The sequence below is a fragment of the Oceanicola sp. 502str15 genome, from assembly GCF_024105635.1.
Classification (GTDB): domain Bacteria; phylum Pseudomonadota; class Alphaproteobacteria; order Rhodobacterales; family Rhodobacteraceae; genus Vannielia.
Map to the genome: position 1 here is coordinate 2,082,808 of NZ_WYDQ01000001.1, position 15,877 is coordinate 2,098,684.

General features: G+C 67.4%; 15 protein-coding genes. 6 read left to right on the forward strand and 9 right to left on the reverse strand.

Features of this window, described 5'->3' with window-relative positions:
* Together GTH22_RS10070 and GTH22_RS10075 are read right to left on the reverse strand one after the other, a co-directional pair.
* Positions 1 to 909, reverse strand: coding sequence for a hypothetical protein (locus tag GTH22_RS10070; RefSeq protein WP_252945059.1), 909 nt, complete (start codon positions 907 to 909; stop codon positions 1 to 3).
* 26 nt (positions 910 to 935) lie between these two features.
* Entirely contained in the window at positions 936 to 3,050 is a 2,115-nt protein-coding gene (locus tag GTH22_RS10075) for a type VI secretion system Vgr family protein (protein WP_252945060.1), read from the reverse strand.
* 257 nt (positions 3,051 to 3,307) lie between these two features.
* On the opposite strand from GTH22_RS10075, the gene GTH22_RS10080 reads away from it, so the two are divergent.
* Together GTH22_RS10080 and GTH22_RS10085 are read left to right on the forward strand one after the other, a co-directional pair.
* The gene (locus GTH22_RS10080; RefSeq protein ID WP_252945061.1) at positions 3,308 to 4,222 is read left to right on the forward strand and encodes a hypothetical protein; all 915 of its coding nucleotides are present in this window, start codon (positions 3,308 to 3,310) and stop codon (positions 4,220 to 4,222) included.
* 62 nt (positions 4,223 to 4,284) lie between these two features.
* On the forward strand, positions 4,285 to 5,166 hold the full coding sequence (locus GTH22_RS10085; protein WP_252945062.1) for a hypothetical protein: 882 nt from the start codon (positions 4,285 to 4,287) through the stop codon (positions 5,164 to 5,166).
* On the opposite strand, the gene GTH22_RS10090 is transcribed toward GTH22_RS10085, so the two are convergent.
* Positions 5,163 to 7,109, reverse strand: coding sequence for a sensor histidine kinase (locus GTH22_RS10090; protein WP_252945063.1), 1,947 nt, complete (start codon positions 7,107 to 7,109; stop codon positions 5,163 to 5,165). The two genes, GTH22_RS10085 and GTH22_RS10090, sit on opposite strands and share 4 nt — an antisense overlap.
* 43 nt (positions 7,110 to 7,152) lie before the next feature.
* On the opposite strand from GTH22_RS10090, the gene GTH22_RS10095 reads away from it, so the two are divergent.
* The 3 genes from GTH22_RS10095 to GTH22_RS10105 all read left to right on the forward strand — a co-directional run bounded on the left by GTH22_RS10095 (position 7,153) and on the right by GTH22_RS10105 (position 8,690).
* Positions 7,153 to 7,809 (forward strand): response regulator transcription factor, encoded by a 657-nt coding sequence (locus GTH22_RS10095; protein WP_252945064.1) that lies wholly within the window; start codon positions 7,153 to 7,155, stop codon positions 7,807 to 7,809.
* 91 nt (positions 7,810 to 7,900) lie between these two features.
* Entirely contained in the window at positions 7,901 to 8,350 is a 450-nt protein-coding gene (locus tag GTH22_RS10100; RefSeq protein WP_252945065.1) for a hypothetical protein, read from the forward strand.
* 1 nt (position 8,351) lies between these two features.
* Entirely contained in the window at positions 8,352 to 8,690 is a 339-nt protein-coding gene (locus GTH22_RS10105) for a hypothetical protein (RefSeq protein ID WP_252945066.1), read from the forward strand.
* Between the two features lies 1 nt (position 8,691).
* Here GTH22_RS10105 and GTH22_RS22215 read toward each other — a convergent pair whose 3' ends face one another.
* Complete coding sequence (locus tag GTH22_RS22215; RefSeq protein ID WP_305884661.1) at positions 8,692 to 9,501, reverse strand: DUF6635 family protein; 810 nt, start codon at positions 9,499 to 9,501, stop codon at positions 8,692 to 8,694.
* An 87-nt stretch (positions 9,502 to 9,588) separates the two neighbouring features.
* Between GTH22_RS22215 and GTH22_RS10115 the strand changes: the two genes are divergently transcribed.
* Complete coding sequence (locus tag GTH22_RS10115; protein ID WP_252945067.1) at positions 9,589 to 10,422, forward strand: DUF3883 domain-containing protein; 834 nt, start codon at positions 9,589 to 9,591, stop codon at positions 10,420 to 10,422.
* A 76-nt stretch (positions 10,423 to 10,498) separates the two neighbouring features.
* Here the strand turns inward: GTH22_RS10115 and GTH22_RS10120 are convergent, their stop codons facing one another.
* The 5 genes from GTH22_RS10120 to GTH22_RS10140 all read right to left on the reverse strand — a co-directional run bounded on the left by GTH22_RS10120 (position 10,499) and on the right by GTH22_RS10140 (position 15,858).
* The gene (locus tag GTH22_RS10120; protein WP_252945068.1) at positions 10,499 to 11,644 is read right to left on the reverse strand and encodes an iron-containing alcohol dehydrogenase; all 1,146 of its coding nucleotides are present in this window, start codon (positions 11,642 to 11,644) and stop codon (positions 10,499 to 10,501) included.
* The gene (locus GTH22_RS10125) at positions 11,641 to 13,023 is read right to left on the reverse strand and encodes an aldehyde dehydrogenase family protein (RefSeq protein WP_252945069.1); all 1,383 of its coding nucleotides are present in this window, start codon (positions 13,021 to 13,023) and stop codon (positions 11,641 to 11,643) included. The genes GTH22_RS10120 and GTH22_RS10125 overlap by 4 nt, the downstream gene beginning before the upstream one ends.
* A complete protein-coding gene (locus GTH22_RS10130) occupies positions 13,016 to 13,384 on the reverse strand; it encodes a VOC family protein (protein WP_252945070.1) in 369 nt (122 codons plus the stop codon). The genes GTH22_RS10125 and GTH22_RS10130 overlap by 8 nt, the downstream gene beginning before the upstream one ends.
* A gap of 3 nt (positions 13,385 to 13,387) precedes the next feature.
* Positions 13,388 to 14,752 carry a glutamine synthetase family protein gene (locus GTH22_RS10135; RefSeq protein ID WP_252947621.1) on the reverse strand — a complete coding sequence of 455 codons (1,365 nt, stop codon included), beginning with the start codon at positions 14,750 to 14,752 and terminating at the stop codon, positions 13,388 to 13,390.
* Between the two features lie 68 nt (positions 14,753 to 14,820).
* Positions 14,821 to 15,858, reverse strand: a complete 1,038-nt coding sequence (locus GTH22_RS10140; RefSeq protein WP_252945071.1) for a TRAP transporter substrate-binding protein — start codon at positions 15,856 to 15,858, stop codon at positions 14,821 to 14,823.
* Positions 15,859 to 15,877 lie beyond the last annotated feature (19 nt).

A 15,877-nucleotide genomic window follows, 5' to 3' on the forward strand; every position in this document is an offset into this window, starting at 1 on the left:
TCACTCGCTCTCGCCGGACTGTTGCGCAAAGGCCGCCAGCGCCGGGTAGCCCGGCTCGATCATCTCCGCCGCATCCGCATCTATCAGCGCAGAGATCGGCTCCCCGGCATGGGCCCGCAGAAACCGCGCGGTATCGGCCGAGGCCCATGTGCGAAACTCCGAAATCGCCATGCCGTCCGGGTAGCAGGGGCCGGCGAGATAGGCCTGATCCGCCATCCCGGCGTTGACCTGCAGGCTCGCCGAACAGAGCGTGTCCACCACCCCGGCACGTCGCAGGGCAAGGATCCACTCGAAGGAGGGTTCGCAGAGCGCAACCGCATCGGCGGTGCCCATCGCGCCGCTGGCGATCTTCACCTTGTCGGCCAGCCCAAGGCGCGAGGGGCAGGACGTGGCGTCGCTCTCGCAGCCCGCCGCGGCGCAGTTTTCCACCAGCAGGGCGGCGTTGTCGTCGTTGTTCCAGATGTCGAGGCCATGAAGCACCTCGGCCGGCTCCGAAGCGCCCGCCAGTGCCCCGGCCGGATCGAAGATCGCCTGAACAAAGCCAGCCCCCTCGCCCTCCGCCGTGGCTTCCAGCGCCTTTGGATCGGCGGCGAAAAAGCCCCTGTCCCCCGCGTCGACCGCGCCGATGACCAAGGTTTCGTAGTCCGAGCTGCTGGCGTACTCCTCCGCCAGCGAGGGATAGCCCAGATCGGCCGCCAGCGCTGCCGCGCGGTCGTCGTTCTCGGCCAGGAAGACCCGGGCGCAGTCGTAGTCGTGAATCGCGGCCAGCTCGAGCGGCGCCGCCTCATCGACCCCGGCAGCCGCACGGTCGCAGTCGGGCAGCTTGGCCGAGGCTCCGAAGGGCACCACCGCATAGGCCACACCGGCAACAACGACCACGGCGCCCAGCAGCAGGATAGCTTTGTTCATTGCGCTCATTCCTCTTCTTCAGGCCTCTAGTTCAGGTCGATCCGGCCGGCCGTCAGCTTGATATGCGTGCCGGTCAGCTCGATTTCGCCGTTGCTCTTCATCAGAAAGCGCGAGGCCCCGCAGCGCAGGTCGATCTGGTCCTGCACATGCATGTACCGGCCTCCGCCCACGGTCTCCATCGAGTCCGATCCGACCTGCTCGTTCTTCTTGGCGCCGACTTCCAGAAGGTAGCCGGTGCCCACGGTCAGGTTGTAGGAGTCACTGACGCGGGTGGCCGACTGGGTGCCGATCCGCTCGGTGCGCGATTGCGCGACGAACAGCTTGTAATGCCCCTTCGAGGCATCGGGCTTGCCCTTGATCGTCGTCTGATAGGCCAGTTGCAGCGGGCCGTCGTCATAAGGCTGCATCGGGCGCGGGGCGTTGAGCTGCACATCGGCAACCCCGATCGCGGTGATCACGTCACCGCCAACCTGAAGGTTCAGATCCTTGCCCACCTCCGAATACTTGCTGTTCCCGATCGACTCGACCTCGCTCACATCGACCCGCCGGGCGCTGTTGTTCTGGATATGGACCTCGTGGTCCTTCTCCGCGTGCCAGTAGATGCGCTCCTCGCCCTTCGCATCCTCGAAGTAGAGCTCGTTGAAGCCCGGCCCTTCATGGGTGTCGGTGCGGAACACCGACTTGGTCTTGTGCTCGGGCAGCTCGTAGGGAACGTCGTTCTTGCCGTTGTAGACGCAGCCCGTCACCAGCGGCTTGTCGGGGTCGCCGTTGAGGAACTCCACCACCACTTCCATGCCGATCCGCGGAATGACCATGCCGCCCCAGCCCTTGCCGGCCCAGTTCTGGCTCACCCGGCAGCGCATCGAATGCGCGCCGGTCAGATCCCAGTGAAAGCGCACGAGAATGCGGCCGTACTTGTCGCAGTCGATCTCGCCCTCGCCCACCACGCGCGCGGTCTGCGGACCCTGCACCACCGGCTGCGGCGTCACCCGCACCGGCGCGAAGGGGGCCGAAACCGGGGTCAGCACATAGTGCCCCTCATAGGCCCGCGCGGCGGCTTCCTCGCCCGAGCGGTAGCTCTCGGCGGTAAAGCTGTGGCGCGCTTCGAGGCAAAGATGCTGCTCGCGGGCGATGAAATCGGCAAAGGGGCCATGGGCGGTGCAGCGCATCCCCGACTTCAGGCTGATGACATCCCCCACGGCATGGGCGCGATAATCGGCGCTGCGCTCCTGCGTCGTGCGCAGCTGCGCCAGCGCCTTGCGGGCCACGTCATCCTCGCTGTCGGGCGCCAGCCGGCTCGGCTCGCGCGGCGCGCCGGGGGTGCCGGTGTCTTCAATGCCGGTCGGGTAGTCGTAGCTCTCGATGTCGCCAAAGCTGAACTCGGCCTCGCCCGCCTGCTCCACCACCTGGTTGGCACCGGGCTTCTTGAAGTTGTAGTCGGTCAGCTTGATCTTACCGGTGGTCATGGCGCGAGCCCGCCGCCAATCCCAGAAGTGCTCCTCCTCCTTGCGGAAGTTCTCCTCGACCGGGCGATACTCGCGGGTGATATCGGGCAGCTCGCCCATCGCCTCGTGGCTGTCGGTCAGCACCAGGCAATGGTTCCCGGGCGCGTGCTCGAAGTGGTAGCTGATCCCGAAGCGCTCCATCATCCGGCAGGCAAAGGCCAGGTCGCTCTCGCGGTATTGCACCGTGTATTCCAGCTCGGGGTAGGTCTGCGACAGATCCATCCGGAAGGTCTCCGGCCCGGCCCCGGCCCATTCCTTCAGCACCGTCTCGAGGATCTCGTTGACGTGCATCTCGTGAAAGATCCGCTGCTGGCGCCGCCGCCCGGCCAGCCAGAACCACGGGCGCAGGGTCAGCTCGTAGTGGTCCCCGGCCACATCGGCCTTGAGCCAGGCGAGTTCGGTCACGATCCCGTCGAAGGGCGCCGCACCATGCATCACCGTCTCGATCTGCACCGTGGCATGTGTGCCCAGCAGCGCATCGGGGTTCATCCCCTCGCGGGCAATGGCCCGCACCTTGTACTCGAACAGACCGTTGACCCTGTCCGTGCCTTCGAACCGCGCCAGCAACAGCCGATCCTTGCCAAGACTGGTCTCCAGCCAACCCAGGTTACTGTCCTGGGTGAATTCCCCGTCCATGATGAGCTTCCCCTGAGGCGCCGCGGCCAAATTGCCGAAAATTTGGAATAATTTCGTCTCTTATCAAATACAACCGAGGGTAATGGCGCGCATGGGGCGCTTCAAGGGCAGATGCATGAAATCTCCCCGCAGGTGCCGTTTTCCCCACCAGCCGGGGTGGCGGCGCCAAATGGGGTATCGGCCCCATGCCGCGCGCCGGGGCGCGCTGGCAGATTGGGTCCATCGAAAGACGGACACCAACACCGGAGGCCAGCCCCATGAAAACCCTCGTCAAGACCGCCCTGATCCTCGTCGCCCTCGGCCTCGCCTTCTGCGCCCTCGCCCCGGCCTCCCGCGCCGAAGCCAAAAGCTGCGGCGGCAACGGCCAGCAGGCCTGCGCCGCCGAAGCCGCCACTGCCACCCAATGCGCCGCATGGCTCCACGCGGTCGGGGGCACCTGCCGGCCCTGCGGCGGCGAGGGGCTGAACGCCTGCCAGTGGCGCAGCGCCGACATGGCCTGCCACGCCGGGCTCGCCAACCACTTCGGCCGCTGCATCCGGGTCGAGCGCAACGCCATCTCCCCCGCCGGCTTCGACCTGTCGCAGATCTTCGGCGGCAACCGCGCCGACAAGCTGCGCTGGGCCGCCACCCAATACACCGACATGATCGCCGACCTCGCCGCCGAAACCTCCGCCACCCTGCCCGCAGGCCGCGCCGCCGCCGATCTCGTCACCGCCCTCGACGCCCGCGACGGCGAGACCGCCAAGCGCATCCTCGCCGCCGACCCGGCCCTGCGCGCCAGCTTCGACAAGCTGCGCGCCATGGGCTTCAACACCGTCACCCTCGGCCTCCAGACCCGCAACACCAACGGCACCCTGCTCGAAACCGGCTTCTCCTTCGACCTCGCCCTCGCCTGGACACCGCGCCTCTACACCACCGCCTCCGTCGGTGCCGCCACCAGCGAGATCGGCAGCGCCGAGCTGGTCTTCACCTTCCACAAGTCCGGCAACACCGGCATCACCGGTGAGGTCTACGGCGCAGCCGTGCCCACCTCCGCCGGCCAGACCACCGAAATGGTGATGTGGTTCACCGAAAACCCCTTCGACTTCACCGGCTTCTCCCTCGGCCTCGCCACCCGCAGCCTCTGGGCAAACGGCTCGGTCAGCTTCGCCAGCACGAAACTCTGGAACTGAAGCCGCCCCCGGCCCATCATCGCCCCATTCCCCATCGCCCGCTTTCAACCCAGGACATTGCCATGCCAGCCCGTATCGCCCCCTTCGCCTTCGCCCTCCTCGCCACCGCCACCGCCGCCCCCCTTTGGGCGGCGGACGACGCCGCGCTCCTCGCCCTGCGCAATGCCGTCGCCCCCGGCGCGTGCAGCGGCGAAGAACCCGCCCGCACCCAGCCCTTCTCCGGCGGCACGCTGCACGCCCTGCCCTGCCGCACCACCGCGCACGACACGCTCTCGGTGCTCGTCCTCGAGCGCGACGGCACCCTGCAACCGCTGTTCTTCGCCAACCCCGAGCTGCAATTCGACTACACCGCCGACGGCGCGCTCGACTGGCAGGCGCCGGGCTACGGCGGCATCTCCGCCTCCCCCGTGGTGTCGAGCTTCACCGCCGACGACACCACCGGCCAGATCACCATCTCCGAGCGACTCGCGCCGGGGCTGGGCGAGGGCCACTTCACCTACACCCACGCGCTGGAAGACTGGGGGATGACCCTGCACAGCGTCGCCATCGGCTTCGACGGCGGCGACCACATTCCCCTCTGGCCCCCCACCGCCACCGAACCCGCCCTGATGGAAGAGCTCGGCCTCGCCCACACCCTCGACGGCTTCACGCCCGAGCCGCTGCCCACCCAAACCTTCGCCCGCCCCGCCGACGTTGCCGCGCTGCTCGCGTCCGACTTTCCCAGCATGGAAGAGGGCCGCCCCCGGCTCGAAATCGCCATGGAGCAGCAGGGCGAGCGCATCGCCATGACCCTTCTCGATCACGGCTGGGCCGATGACTCGCAGCGGGGCAAGGCCTGGCGGGTGCTGATGGAGCGAGATGGAGACGGCTGGCGCGTGACCGGGCTTGGCAGCCTCAACATCTGCTGGCGCGGCCAGCGGGTCACATCGGGCCTCTGCGCCTAGCCCTCCAACCAGAGCGCAAAACAGGTGCCCCTGCCGGGCTGCGAGCGTGCCTCCAGCCGCAGCCCGGCCTCCCGCGCCAGCTCGAAACAGACCGAAAGCCCAAGCCCGTGCCCGGTGGAGGCCTCGCCCTTGGCATAGGCCTCGCTGAACCGCGCCAGCTCCGCCTCGCTCATCCCTGCCCCGGTGTCGGCCACGATCAGCCGCAGCCCGCCGCCCCGGCGCACCCCCACCACCACCCGGCCCTCGCGGGTGTACTTGATCGCGTTCGACACGAGGTTGGTCGCAATCCGCATCAGCACCAGCGGCGGCACCACCACCTCCTCGGCGCAGCCATGCACCCGCAGCGCCACCCCCTTGCTCGCCGCCTCCCCCTCGAACATCTGCCGCACCGTCCCGAGCGGCACCGCCAGCGGATAGGCCTCCGCCTCCGCCGCCGCCTCCTCCGCCACATCCGCCTCGGGAACGCTTTCGTCGACATAGCCGGTGGCCAGCGACGAGAGGTAGTCGAAGGCATCGTTGAGCCGGGTCTTCACCTCGGGCTGCATCTCGGCGGCAAGGCTGTCGAAGGTCATCCGCAGCGACATCAGCGGCTGGCGCAGGTCGTGCGACGCGGTGGCAAGCTGGCGTTGTCGCTGGGCGGCAAGGTCGCGGGCGCGGATATAGTTGCGCTCGCTCTCCAGCAGCTCCCGGCCGCGCTCTGCCTCCGCCTCCAGCGCCGCCACCCGCGCCTCGACCTCCGCCAGATGGCGGCGGCGCAGGGCGATGACATTGGCGGTCAGCATGGTCATCGTCGCCAGCAGCAGAAAGAAGAACACCGCCCGGATCGCCAGCGGCGCATCCAGCCACGCCCCGCCCAGCCCGGTGAGGATGAGCACGAAGACCCCCACCGCGCCGCCCATGCAGAGCCGCGCCAGCAGCACCGCCCCCACCGGCGGCACCGGCCCGCGGCCCTGACCCACGCGCGCGGCGTAAACCGAGCATCCCAGCATCGCCGCGATCAACCCGTAGGAAAGCAGCGCCGCCCCCTGCCCCGGCGAGACCAGCGCGAGGCAGAACCCCGCCAGCGCCACCAGCGCCAGCGCCGAAACCCACCGCCCCGCCCGACGCGACCCCGCGCCTATACCGGCACCCGCAATCAGGAACCCCGCCGCCGAAATCGCAAACAGCATCCCGAAGCCCACCGGCGATTGCCACTCCGGGTGGTCAGGGTAGAAAAACCGCCAGAACAGCCCGTCGATCACCGCGATCAGCCCGAGAAAGGCGGCAAACAGCGCCGAGTTCAGCGCCCCCACCCAGCTCCCCATCGCCGCCTGAAACCCGAAGAAGAAGACGAGGCAGGCAATCGCGAAGGCATAGAAGGCCGTCAGCCCGATGCCCCAGTAGAAGCTCGATTGCGCAAGGTTCTCGGGGCTGTGCAGCGCCATCGAAAAACTCGGAAACGGCCCGGTCTGCACATGGGCCAGCAGCAGCACCGTCTCGCCCGGCGCCAGCGCGAACTCGGGCGCGCGCAGCCGGGTCACGGCATGGTCGAGCGGGTCGAAAGGCGCGAAGATGGAGTAATCCATCAGGTTCTCCGTCAGCCCGCCTTCGCGGATCACGAACAGCCGCACCCCGCTGACCAACGGCGCGTGGAGGGTGAGGATGAAGGTGTCGGCCGGGCGGCCGTCGAGCGCCGCGTCATTGGTGATCGTGGTGCCCGCCCATGTCTCAGGCGAGTAGCCGGGCCCGTAGGAGACCGTCTGCAAATCGGGGCCGAAGGCGCCGCCCTCCCATGCGCCCAGCGCCGCGCTCACCTCCGGCTCCAGCGAGGGCCAGTAGCGCAACTCGGGCGTCACATCCGCGCTCTGCACCCCCGGCGCCAGCACCACCCCCTCGCCCCGCGCCCCTCCGCAGACAAGCAGCAGAACCGCCAGAAGCGCGAAAACGCTGGGGAAATTTCTCAAGCCATGGCAGGTTCGCAGCAAGGACATTCAGGGAAACGGATTGATGAAAGAGCGTGGCACCTACCATGCGATTGTCGCGGACGATCATGCAATAGTGCGCAGCGGATTGCGCACGGCGCTGGAAACCCCCGGCCAGATCGAAGAGCGCGGCATCGTCGTGGTGGCCGAGGCCGAGAACGGGCTGGAAGCCATCGCCGCCTGCCGCGCCCACCGCCCCGACCTGCTTCTGCTCGACGTGCAGATGCCGATGGCGGGCGGCATCGAGGTGGTGGTCGAGGTGCAGCGCTGGAGCCCCGACACCCGCATCGTCGTGCTCACCGGGGTCAGCGCCGTTGGCATCATCTCCTCGCTGGTCGAGAGCGGCGTACACGGCCTGTTTTCCAAGGGCGACGACAACTCCGAGCTTTACGCCAGGCTGCCCGGCATCCTGCGCGGCCAGCGCCACATCGCGACGCGCTTCGTTAATGTGCTGGGGCAAAAGCCCGCCGGCGAGCAACTGACCGGGCGCGAGCGCCAGATCCTCAACATGATCATCGCCGGCCACTCCAACAAGGAAATCGCCGGCCACCTCGGCATTTCCGCCAAGACCGTCGACAAGCACCGCACCTCGATGATGCAAAAGCTCGACGTGCACTCGGTGCCCCAACTCATGGCCTTCGCCCTGCGCGAAGGGCTGGTCGACCCCTCCGCCGAACTCTGAATGGGGTGTTCCCCCCATGGGGCCACCCCCGCCCCCCGTCTACCTTGAGGCCACGGCGCGCCCCCGCCCGCCGCAGCCCGAGGAGACAGCCTTGCCCCTGCCCAGAACCATCCTCGCCCTGCGCCTCCTCGTCGCCCTGCTCCTGCCCGACACGGCGCAGACCGAGCCCCTGCCCCGCCCCCCGCTGCAACTCCAGAGCGCGGCGGGCGATGTGGTCGAGCTGCACGAGGCCGCCCGGCCCGATTGCACCGCCACCCCCTGCCCGCCCCGCATCTGCCTCGAAAACCCGGCCACCAACACCGGCCCCAAGGGCCTCAGCAACCGCCGCCCCCCGCCGCCCGACCTGCTGGTGGCCCCCGGCGCCAGCGCCTGCCAGATCCTCGCCGCCGTGCGCCAGACCCTCGTGCTCTGGCACCGCGATGCGGGCGGCGCGATGGCCCCCGCCCTGCTCGCCCCTCTGGACTTGCGCGACAAGGCCGGGCGGATCATCTTCTTGCGGTGGTCCGTCGAGGCCGCGCCGCCCGCTGCCCAGGAGCCCTGACATGCCCCGCCTCATGCTCTCCCCGCTGGTGCTGCCCCTCGCGCTGCTGCTGCTCCTGCTGCTCCTGCCCGCCCCGCGCAGCCATGCGCAGGCGGTGAGCCACACCAAGGCCGAGGCCGCCGCCTACATCGCCGCCGATACCAACAAGGACGGAATGCTCTCTCGCAGCGAATTCAAGGGTTTCGTCCAGCGCATGGCCAAGGCCGGCCAATCCACCGCCCGAACCATCGTGCGCTTCGGCGCCTATGGCTATGCCTTCCGCCGGGTCGATGCCAATCGCGACGGCCTCGCCTCCCCCGCCGAGCTGCGCGGCGCCGACGAGGCCTATAAGCGCGAGTAGCTCAGGGCCGCAGCGCCCGCCACAGCGCCAGCGCAATGTCGGTCAGATCGCCCAGCCGCGCCACCGCATGTTCGCGGCTGAGGCCCGAGGCGCTGTCCGCCTGCCGGTCGAGCCGCGCCATCAGCCGCGTTAACCGCCGCCGGTGAATGCCAAGCCAGCGCTGCACCGGGTCCGCCACCACGCCGGCAAATGTCGTCACCAGCGAGGCCAGCATCGCCAGCGCCACCCCCGTCGCCACCACCTGCCACGGGTCCAGCGCCCGCGGAAACCACCCGAAATACACCTGCCCCAGCCATTGCCCGGCCCAGTAGTTCTCGATCGCCAGCGCCTGCGCCCGCATGTCCGCCACCGGCCCCGCCAGCGAGATCACCCCCAGCGTGGCCGAATGGAACAGCGCCCAGCCGGTGATGAGCACAAAGAGCACCGTGGTGATCTCGGCCACCGCGTTGCGCACCCCGACGTAATCCTCCACCGCGCGGGCCACCGTGGCCTCCGGCGCCCCCGGCCCTACGCCCGCCGCGTCCAGCTCCGCCACCAACCCCCGCACCCGCGCCGCAACCTTCCGCGACACCGCGGTTTCAAACACGATCCGGCGCGACAGCAACCAGCCCGCCAGCCTCGGCGCGCGGCAGAGCCGGGCAATCAGCCCGAGCAGTTTCACCAGCAGAAAGATCGGCGCCAGCACCACGTTCACCGGCGCCCGCACCAGATCCAGCCCGAAAGCCGCCCGATGCAGCCCAAGCGTGCCCCGCAGCCCGAAGGTCTCGCGCACGAAGCGGCGCAGCATGGCGTCACGTGTCTCTGCCGTCATGGGGGATATGTGGGCGTTCCGCGGCGCGAAGGGAAGACCGTAGGGCGGGACTTGTCCCGCCCCGTGGGTGCCCCTAGCCTGGCCGCCATGGCAGAAGGCCCGTGGACAGACCAGGAGAATGACGCGATCGTCGCGGATTACTTCGACATGCTCGCAGATGACCTCTGTGGCAGGGCTTACAACAAGGCCGCGCACAACCGTGGACTTCAGGCAGAAACCGGGCGCTCACGCGGCTCCATCGAGTTCAAGCACTGCAACATCTCCGCCGCGCTGCTCGGCTTCGCACAGCCGATCATCAGGGGCTACCTGCCACGCTACAACATCCAGGACTCGCTGAAAGAAGCCATCGACCGCTGGCTCATCAAGAACCCCGAATGGGCCGAGCGTCTGCCCCGAACGCCACATGCCGCCGGCATGGCAGAGCCTCGCCCCCTCTTCGCCGGCGTCCCGCCCACCCTGCGCAACGCGCCGCCTTCCGAAGAGGACGAACAGCTACGCGCCATCGCCCGCCACTTCGACGTGGCCGCCCGCGACGAGCGCAACCGCGCGCTCGGTAAGGCAGGAGAGGAACTGGCGCTGGAGCATGAGCGCGGCAACCTGCGCCGCGCCGGGCGGGCAGACCTGGCCAAGCAGGTTGTCTGGACCAGCCATGAAGAGGGCGACGGCGCGGGCTATGATATCGCCAGCTTCACACCCGAGGGCCGCCCGCGCCTGCTTGAGGTCAAAACCACCAACGGCCCCGACCGCACCCCATTTTACATCTCACAGAACGAAATCAGTGTGGCCAATGCGAGGCGGTATGAATGGCATCTCTTCCGGCTCTACAACTTTGCCCGCGAGCCCGAGCTCTTCGAGCTGCGCCCCCCGCTCGAACACCACGTCACCCTGACCGCCACAAGCTTCCGCGCCGGTTTCGACTGACGTAGGGCGGGACTTGTCCCGCCACGCGCCCCCTCCAGCCATCGTAGGGCGGGACTTGTCCCGCCCTTGGCCGGCCTCAGATCACCGCTTTGAACAGCGCCGTCACATTCGCCTCGTCCAGCGTCACCGGGTTGCCGCCGCAGGAGGGGTCTTCCAGCGCCATCGCGGTCAGCTCCGCGATCCGGTCGTCGCCCACGCCCATCTCCGAGAGCTTGCGCGGAATGCCGAGCGAGTCGTTGAACTCCTGCACGAAGGCGCGGAAGCCGGTGTAGCCGCCCTCGATCCCGAGATAACCCGCCGCCGCGTCGAACCGCTCGGTGATCTTCGGGGCGTTCAGGTCCAGCACCGCAGGCATGCACACCGCATTCGTCGTCCCGTGATGGGTGCCGTAAACCGCGCCGATCGGGTGCGAAAGCGCATGGATCGCCCCCAGCCCCTTCTGGAAGGCCGTCGCCCCCATCGCCGCCGCGCTCATCATGTTGGCCCGCGCCTCGATGTCGGCGCCATCGGCATAGGCGCGCGGCAGGTTGTCGATCACCAGCCGCATCCCTTCCAGCGCGATCCCCTGAGACATCGGGTGGTAATGCGGGCTCGAAAATGCCTCGACGCAATGGGCAAAGGCGTCCAGCCCGGTGCCTGCGGTGATGTGCTTGGGCATCCCCACCGTCAGCTCCGGATCGCAGATCACGACCGTCGGCAGCACCTTCGGGTGAAAGATGATCTTCTTCACATGGGTCTGCGAATTGGTGATGACGCTGGCCCGCCCCACCTCGCTCCCCGTCCCGGCCGTCGTCGGCACCGCGATGATCGGCGCAATCGCATCGGCATCGGCGCGCGTCCACCAATCCCCGATATCCTCGAAATCCCACACCGGGCGGCTCTGCCCGGCCATGAAGGCGACCATCTTGCCAAGGTCCAGCCCGGAACCGCCGCCGAAGGCGATCACCCCGTCATGCCCGCCCTCGCGGTATATCTTCAGCCCGGCCTCAAGGTTCACCTCAGAGGGGTTCGGGTCCACCTCGGCAAAGAAGCCGCGCCCCAGCCCGGCGGCATCGAGAATGTCGAGCGCCGCCGTGGTGATCTCCATGGATTTCAACCCCTTGTCCGTCACCAACAGCGGCTTGGTGATGCCAGCGGCAATGCAGGCTTCGGGCAGTTCGGCTATGCGGCCTGCGCCGAAACGGATGGCGGTGGGGTAGGACCAGTTTCCTGTGAGGCTCATTTCGTGACCTTCTTGAGGTGGTAGGATTTGGGGCGGGTAAGGTTGTGATAGCCGATCACCGAAAGGCCGCCGCCCTTGCCGGTGTCCTTGCAGCCGGTCCAGCAGAGGCCCGGATCGAGATAGTCGGCGCGGTTCATGAAGACAGTGCCGGTTTCCAGCGCATCGCCAATCCGGGCAGCCCGCTCCACATCCTGCGTCCAGAGCGAGGCGGTCAGCCCGTAGCGGCTGTCATTCATCAGGCGCACGGCCTCGTCGTCGCCGCTCACCTTCATGATCCCAACAACCGGGCCAAAGCTCTCCTCGCGCATGACCTCCATGTCATGGGTCACGCCGGTCAGCACCTGCGGGGTCAGATAGGCCCCGCCGTCATCCTCCGGCAGCGTCTCGATATGCGCCACCGCGCCCGCCGCAACCGCATCGGCAATCTGCGCGCGCACGACCTCGGCAAAGCGCACGTTCGCCATCGGCCCCAGCGTGGTGGCCTCCTCCATCGGATTGCCCAGCTTGAGGGTCTTCACCCAGGCCACCGCCTTCTCGACGAAGGCGTCATAGAGGCTTTCGTGCACATAGATCCGCTCGATCCCGCAGCAGCACTGCCCGGCATTGAACATCGCGCCATCCATCAGCGTGTCGATGGCGGCATCAAGGTCGGCATCCTCCATCACGTAGCCCGGGTCTTTCCCGCCAAGCTCGGTCGAAACCGGCGTGAAGGTGCCCGCCGCCGCCTGCTCCATCGCCTTCCCGCCGCCCACGGAGCCGGTGAAGTTGATGAAATTGAACGCACGTTCACGGATCAGCGCATCGCTGACCTCATGGCTCAGGAACACATTCTGAAACACATCCTCAGGCACACCCGCCTCGTGGAAGGCCCGCGCCATGCGCTCGCCCACCAGCAGCGTCTGGGTCGCGTGCTTCAGCACCACGGTATTGCCCGCAATCAGCGCCGGGGCCACCGTGTTGATCGCCGTCATGTAGGGGTAGTTCCACGGCGCCACCACATAGACCACGCCCCATGGCACCCGCCGGATATAGCGCCGGAAGGTGGCATCCTCGCCCACCTCGATATCGGCCAGCGAGGTTTCCGCGATCTCCGCCATGTAGCTGGCGCGCTCGTTGAACCCGCCGAACTCGCCGCCATAGCGCACCGGGCGGCCCATCATATGGGCCAGCTCGGGCACGATCTCGTCGGTCATCTCGCCCACGCGGGCCACGCCCGCCATCACCAGCTTCACCCGCTCCGCCAGCGGCCGCGCCGCCCACTCGGCCTGCGCCGCGCGGGCCTCGCCCACAGCCTCCCGCGCCGCCTCCAGCGAAAGCGCCGGACGCTCGGCAAAAACCGATCCGTCGATCGGCGAGATACATTTCAGCACGTCAGTCATAGCGACTTACCTCGATCAGATTTCCGTCGGGATCGTTGAAATAGACGGAGGTGATCGGCCCCAGCGCACCCGACTTCGCCACGGGGCCCTCAACCACTTCCACGTTTTCCTCTGCCAGCTTCGCCAGCACATCTTCCACGGGCCACTCTGTCACCAGGCAAAGATCGCCCGAGCCGATGCCCGCAAAGTCCCGCACCTCCTGCCCGAGGGTCTGGAGGTTTATCTTCTGCTGCCCGAAAGCCAGCGCACGGCGCCCGCCCGCAAAGGTGACAGCCTCCATGCCCAGCACCCGCCCGTAGAAGGCCACCGAGGCCTCCACGTCGCGCACCGTCAGCACGATATGGTCGATCCGGTCGATCATGGCTCAGGCCCGCTCGAACCCGCGTTCGATTTCCCAATCCGTCACCGCCCGGTCGAACTCTTCCTGCTCCCATTCGGCAGCGCGGTAGTAGTGATCCACCACATCGTCGCCAAAAGCGGCGCGCAGCATGTCCGAGCCCTTAAGCGTCTCCATCGCGTCGCGTAGAGTGTGGGGCACCTCCTGCGCGCCATCGTCGGCATAGACATCGCCGTTCACGGGTGCCGAAAGCTCCAGCTTCTCCTCAATCCCGGCGATCCCGGCGGCCAGCAGGGCGGCCTGCGCGAGGTAGGGGTTCAGGTCGGAGCCACCGATCCGGCACTCCATCCGTACCCCCTTGGTGCCCTCGCCGCAAAGGCGGAAGCCAGCGGTGCGGTTATCGACCGACCACACCGTCTTGGTCGGCGCAAAGGTGCCCGGCGCGAAGCGCTTGTAGCTGTTCACGTAGGGTGCGAGAAACACCATGATATCAGGCGCATACTTCAGCAGCCCCGCGCTGAACTGGCGGCCAAGCTCGCTCAGCCCGTGGGGCGCGTCCGCGTCAAAGAACGAAGCCTCCCCGCCCTCCCAAAGCGACATGTGCACATGGCTGGCAGAACCGACCATCCCCGCCTTCCACTTCGGCAGGAAGGTGGCAGACACACCCGCCGCCCAGGCAATCTCCTTCGTCGCGTGCTTGGCAATCGTGTGGTTGTCGGCGCAATCCATCGCGCCCGCGTAACGGATGTTCAGCTCCTGCTGCCCCAGCTCCGCCTCGCCCTTGGTGTTCTCCACCGGCACGCCCGCGCCCACGAGGTGGTTGCGCAGGGGCCGCATGATGCTCTCTTCCTTGGTGGTCTGGAAGAGGTTGTAATCTTCGTTGTGCCCGTTGTACGGCACGAGAGCGCGATAGCCCTCCTTCTGGTTGGTCCGGTAATCCTTCTCGAACAGGAAGAACTCCAGCTCCGTCGCCATCGCCGCCGAAAAGCCCATCTCCGCCAGCCGCGCCTCCTGCGCCGCCAGCATGGCGCGGGGGTAATGCGGCACCGGGGCGTGATGGTGGTGGTCGAGAATATCGCAGATCACCATGGCGGTGCCTTCGAGCCAGGGCACAAAGCGCAGGGTGCTCAGATCGGGGCGCATCACGTAGTCGCCATAGCCCGCCTCCCAGCTCGTGGCCTTGTAGCCATCGGGCGTGCTCATCACCAGATCGGTGGCGAGCAGGTAGTTGCAGCAATGGGTCTCTTCCAGCGAATGATCGAGGAAGTTCTGCACATGGAAGCGCTTGCCCATCAGCCGCCCCTGCATGTCGACCAGCGCCACCAGAACGGTGTCGATCTCGCCGGTGGCGGCCATTTCGGTCAGGGTCTCGAGGGTCAGGTTGCCGGGCATGTCTTTCATCCTTTCACGCTTCAGGGCGGCCCGCGACGGGGCCACCCTGCTCTTCATCCGTCGTCAGTTCAGCCGTTGGTGTAGGGCGGTCCGGCCTGGTTGATGACGCTGTTGTATTCCTTGAAGATGCCCACGATCTTCTGCTGGATCTCGCCCTCCTGGGCAATCTCTTCCCAGAATGCCTTCGCGGCATTTTCCACCTCGGCCCATTCTTCGGCCGGCACGGTGCGCAGCTCCAGCTTGTCGCCGGTGGCCCGCAGCTTGGCCTCGCCGCCCCAGTACCACTGGTTGCGATAGGTGTGGCCCGCTTCGACGCCCGCCATCACCAGCGTCTTCAGGTGCTCGGGCAGCTCGGCCCAGCGCTCCTGGTTGACGAAGTAGGAGCCGATCCAGGCGCCCGAGATGTTGTTGGTCAGGAAGTAGTCGGTCACATTGGCCCAGCCCACGGTGTAATCTTCCGTGATCCCCGACCATGCCATGCCGTCAAGCTCGCCGGTCTGCACCGCAACTTCCGCATCCTCGTAGGGGATGTTCATCGGCACCACGCCGAACTGCGCCAGGAACCGCCCCGCGGTGGGGAAGGTATACAGCTTCAGCCCATCAAGGTCGGCAACCGACTTGATCTCTTTCTTGGTGTTGAAGTTGCACGGGTCCTGCCCGGCAGCCCCCAGCCACTTCACGCCGACCTTGGCGTATTCCTCTTCCCAGATCTCCTTCAGCCCGTACTGGTTGAACAGCACCGGCACGTCGAGGATATGCTTGGTGGCAAAGGGAAAGTAGCCGCCGAACTGGCGCAGCGGCGTGGGCGAGGCCATCGAGTCGTCGTCCGAGTGCACCGCGTCGATGGTGCCGCGCTGAAGCGCCTGAAACAGCTCGCCGGTGGGCACGATCTGGTCGGCATAGAACAGCTCGATCTCCAGCTCGCCGTTCGAGGCGTTGTTGATGTAATCGACCATCGGCTTGGTCACATGCTCGCCCAGCGCGGCCCCCGCATAGGTCTGCCAGCGCCACTTGATCGCGGTCTGCGCACGCACGATGGCCGGGGTGGCCAGCGCGGCGGGGGCAGCAATGGCGGCCCCTTTCAGAAAGGTTCTTCTCGAAGTCATTCTCTCTCTCCTTGTTTGT

What these genes read in the sequence shown, in the direction of transcription:
- GTH22_RS22215 (WP_305884661.1), bottom strand. Translation starts at nt 9,501, where the DNA reads ATGACGGCAGAGACACGTGACGCCATGCTGCGCCGCTTCGTGCGCGAG.
- GTH22_RS10070 (WP_252945059.1), bottom strand. Translation starts at nt 909, where the DNA reads ATGAACAAAGCTATCCTGCTGCTGGGCGCCGTGGTCGTTGTTGCCGGT.
- GTH22_RS10085 (WP_252945062.1), top strand. Translation starts at nt 4,285, where the DNA reads ATGCCAGCCCGTATCGCCCCCTTCGCCTTCGCCCTCCTCGCCACCGCC.
- GTH22_RS10135 (WP_252947621.1), bottom strand. Translation starts at nt 14,752, where the DNA reads ATGCCCGGCAACCTGACCCTCGAGACCCTGACCGAAATGGCCGCCACC.
- GTH22_RS10115 (WP_252945067.1), top strand. Translation starts at nt 9,589, where the DNA reads ATGGCAGAAGGCCCGTGGACAGACCAGGAGAATGACGCGATCGTCGCG.
- GTH22_RS10095 (WP_252945064.1), top strand. Translation starts at nt 7,153, where the DNA reads ATGAAAGAGCGTGGCACCTACCATGCGATTGTCGCGGACGATCATGCA.
- GTH22_RS10140 (WP_252945071.1), bottom strand. Translation starts at nt 15,858, where the DNA reads ATGACTTCGAGAAGAACCTTTCTGAAAGGGGCCGCCATTGCTGCCCCC.
- GTH22_RS10125 (WP_252945069.1), bottom strand. Translation starts at nt 13,023, where the DNA reads ATGACTGACGTGCTGAAATGTATCTCGCCGATCGACGGATCGGTTTTT.
- GTH22_RS10130 (WP_252945070.1), bottom strand. Translation starts at nt 13,384, where the DNA reads ATGATCGACCGGATCGACCATATCGTGCTGACGGTGCGCGACGTGGAG.
- GTH22_RS10075 (WP_252945060.1), bottom strand. Translation starts at nt 3,050, where the DNA reads ATGGACGGGGAATTCACCCAGGACAGTAACCTGGGTTGGCTGGAGACC.
- GTH22_RS10120 (WP_252945068.1), bottom strand. Translation starts at nt 11,644, where the DNA reads ATGAGCCTCACAGGAAACTGGTCCTACCCCACCGCCATCCGTTTCGGC.
- GTH22_RS10080 (WP_252945061.1), top strand. Translation starts at nt 3,308, where the DNA reads ATGAAAACCCTCGTCAAGACCGCCCTGATCCTCGTCGCCCTCGGCCTC.
- GTH22_RS10105 (WP_252945066.1), top strand. Translation starts at nt 8,352, where the DNA reads ATGCCCCGCCTCATGCTCTCCCCGCTGGTGCTGCCCCTCGCGCTGCTG.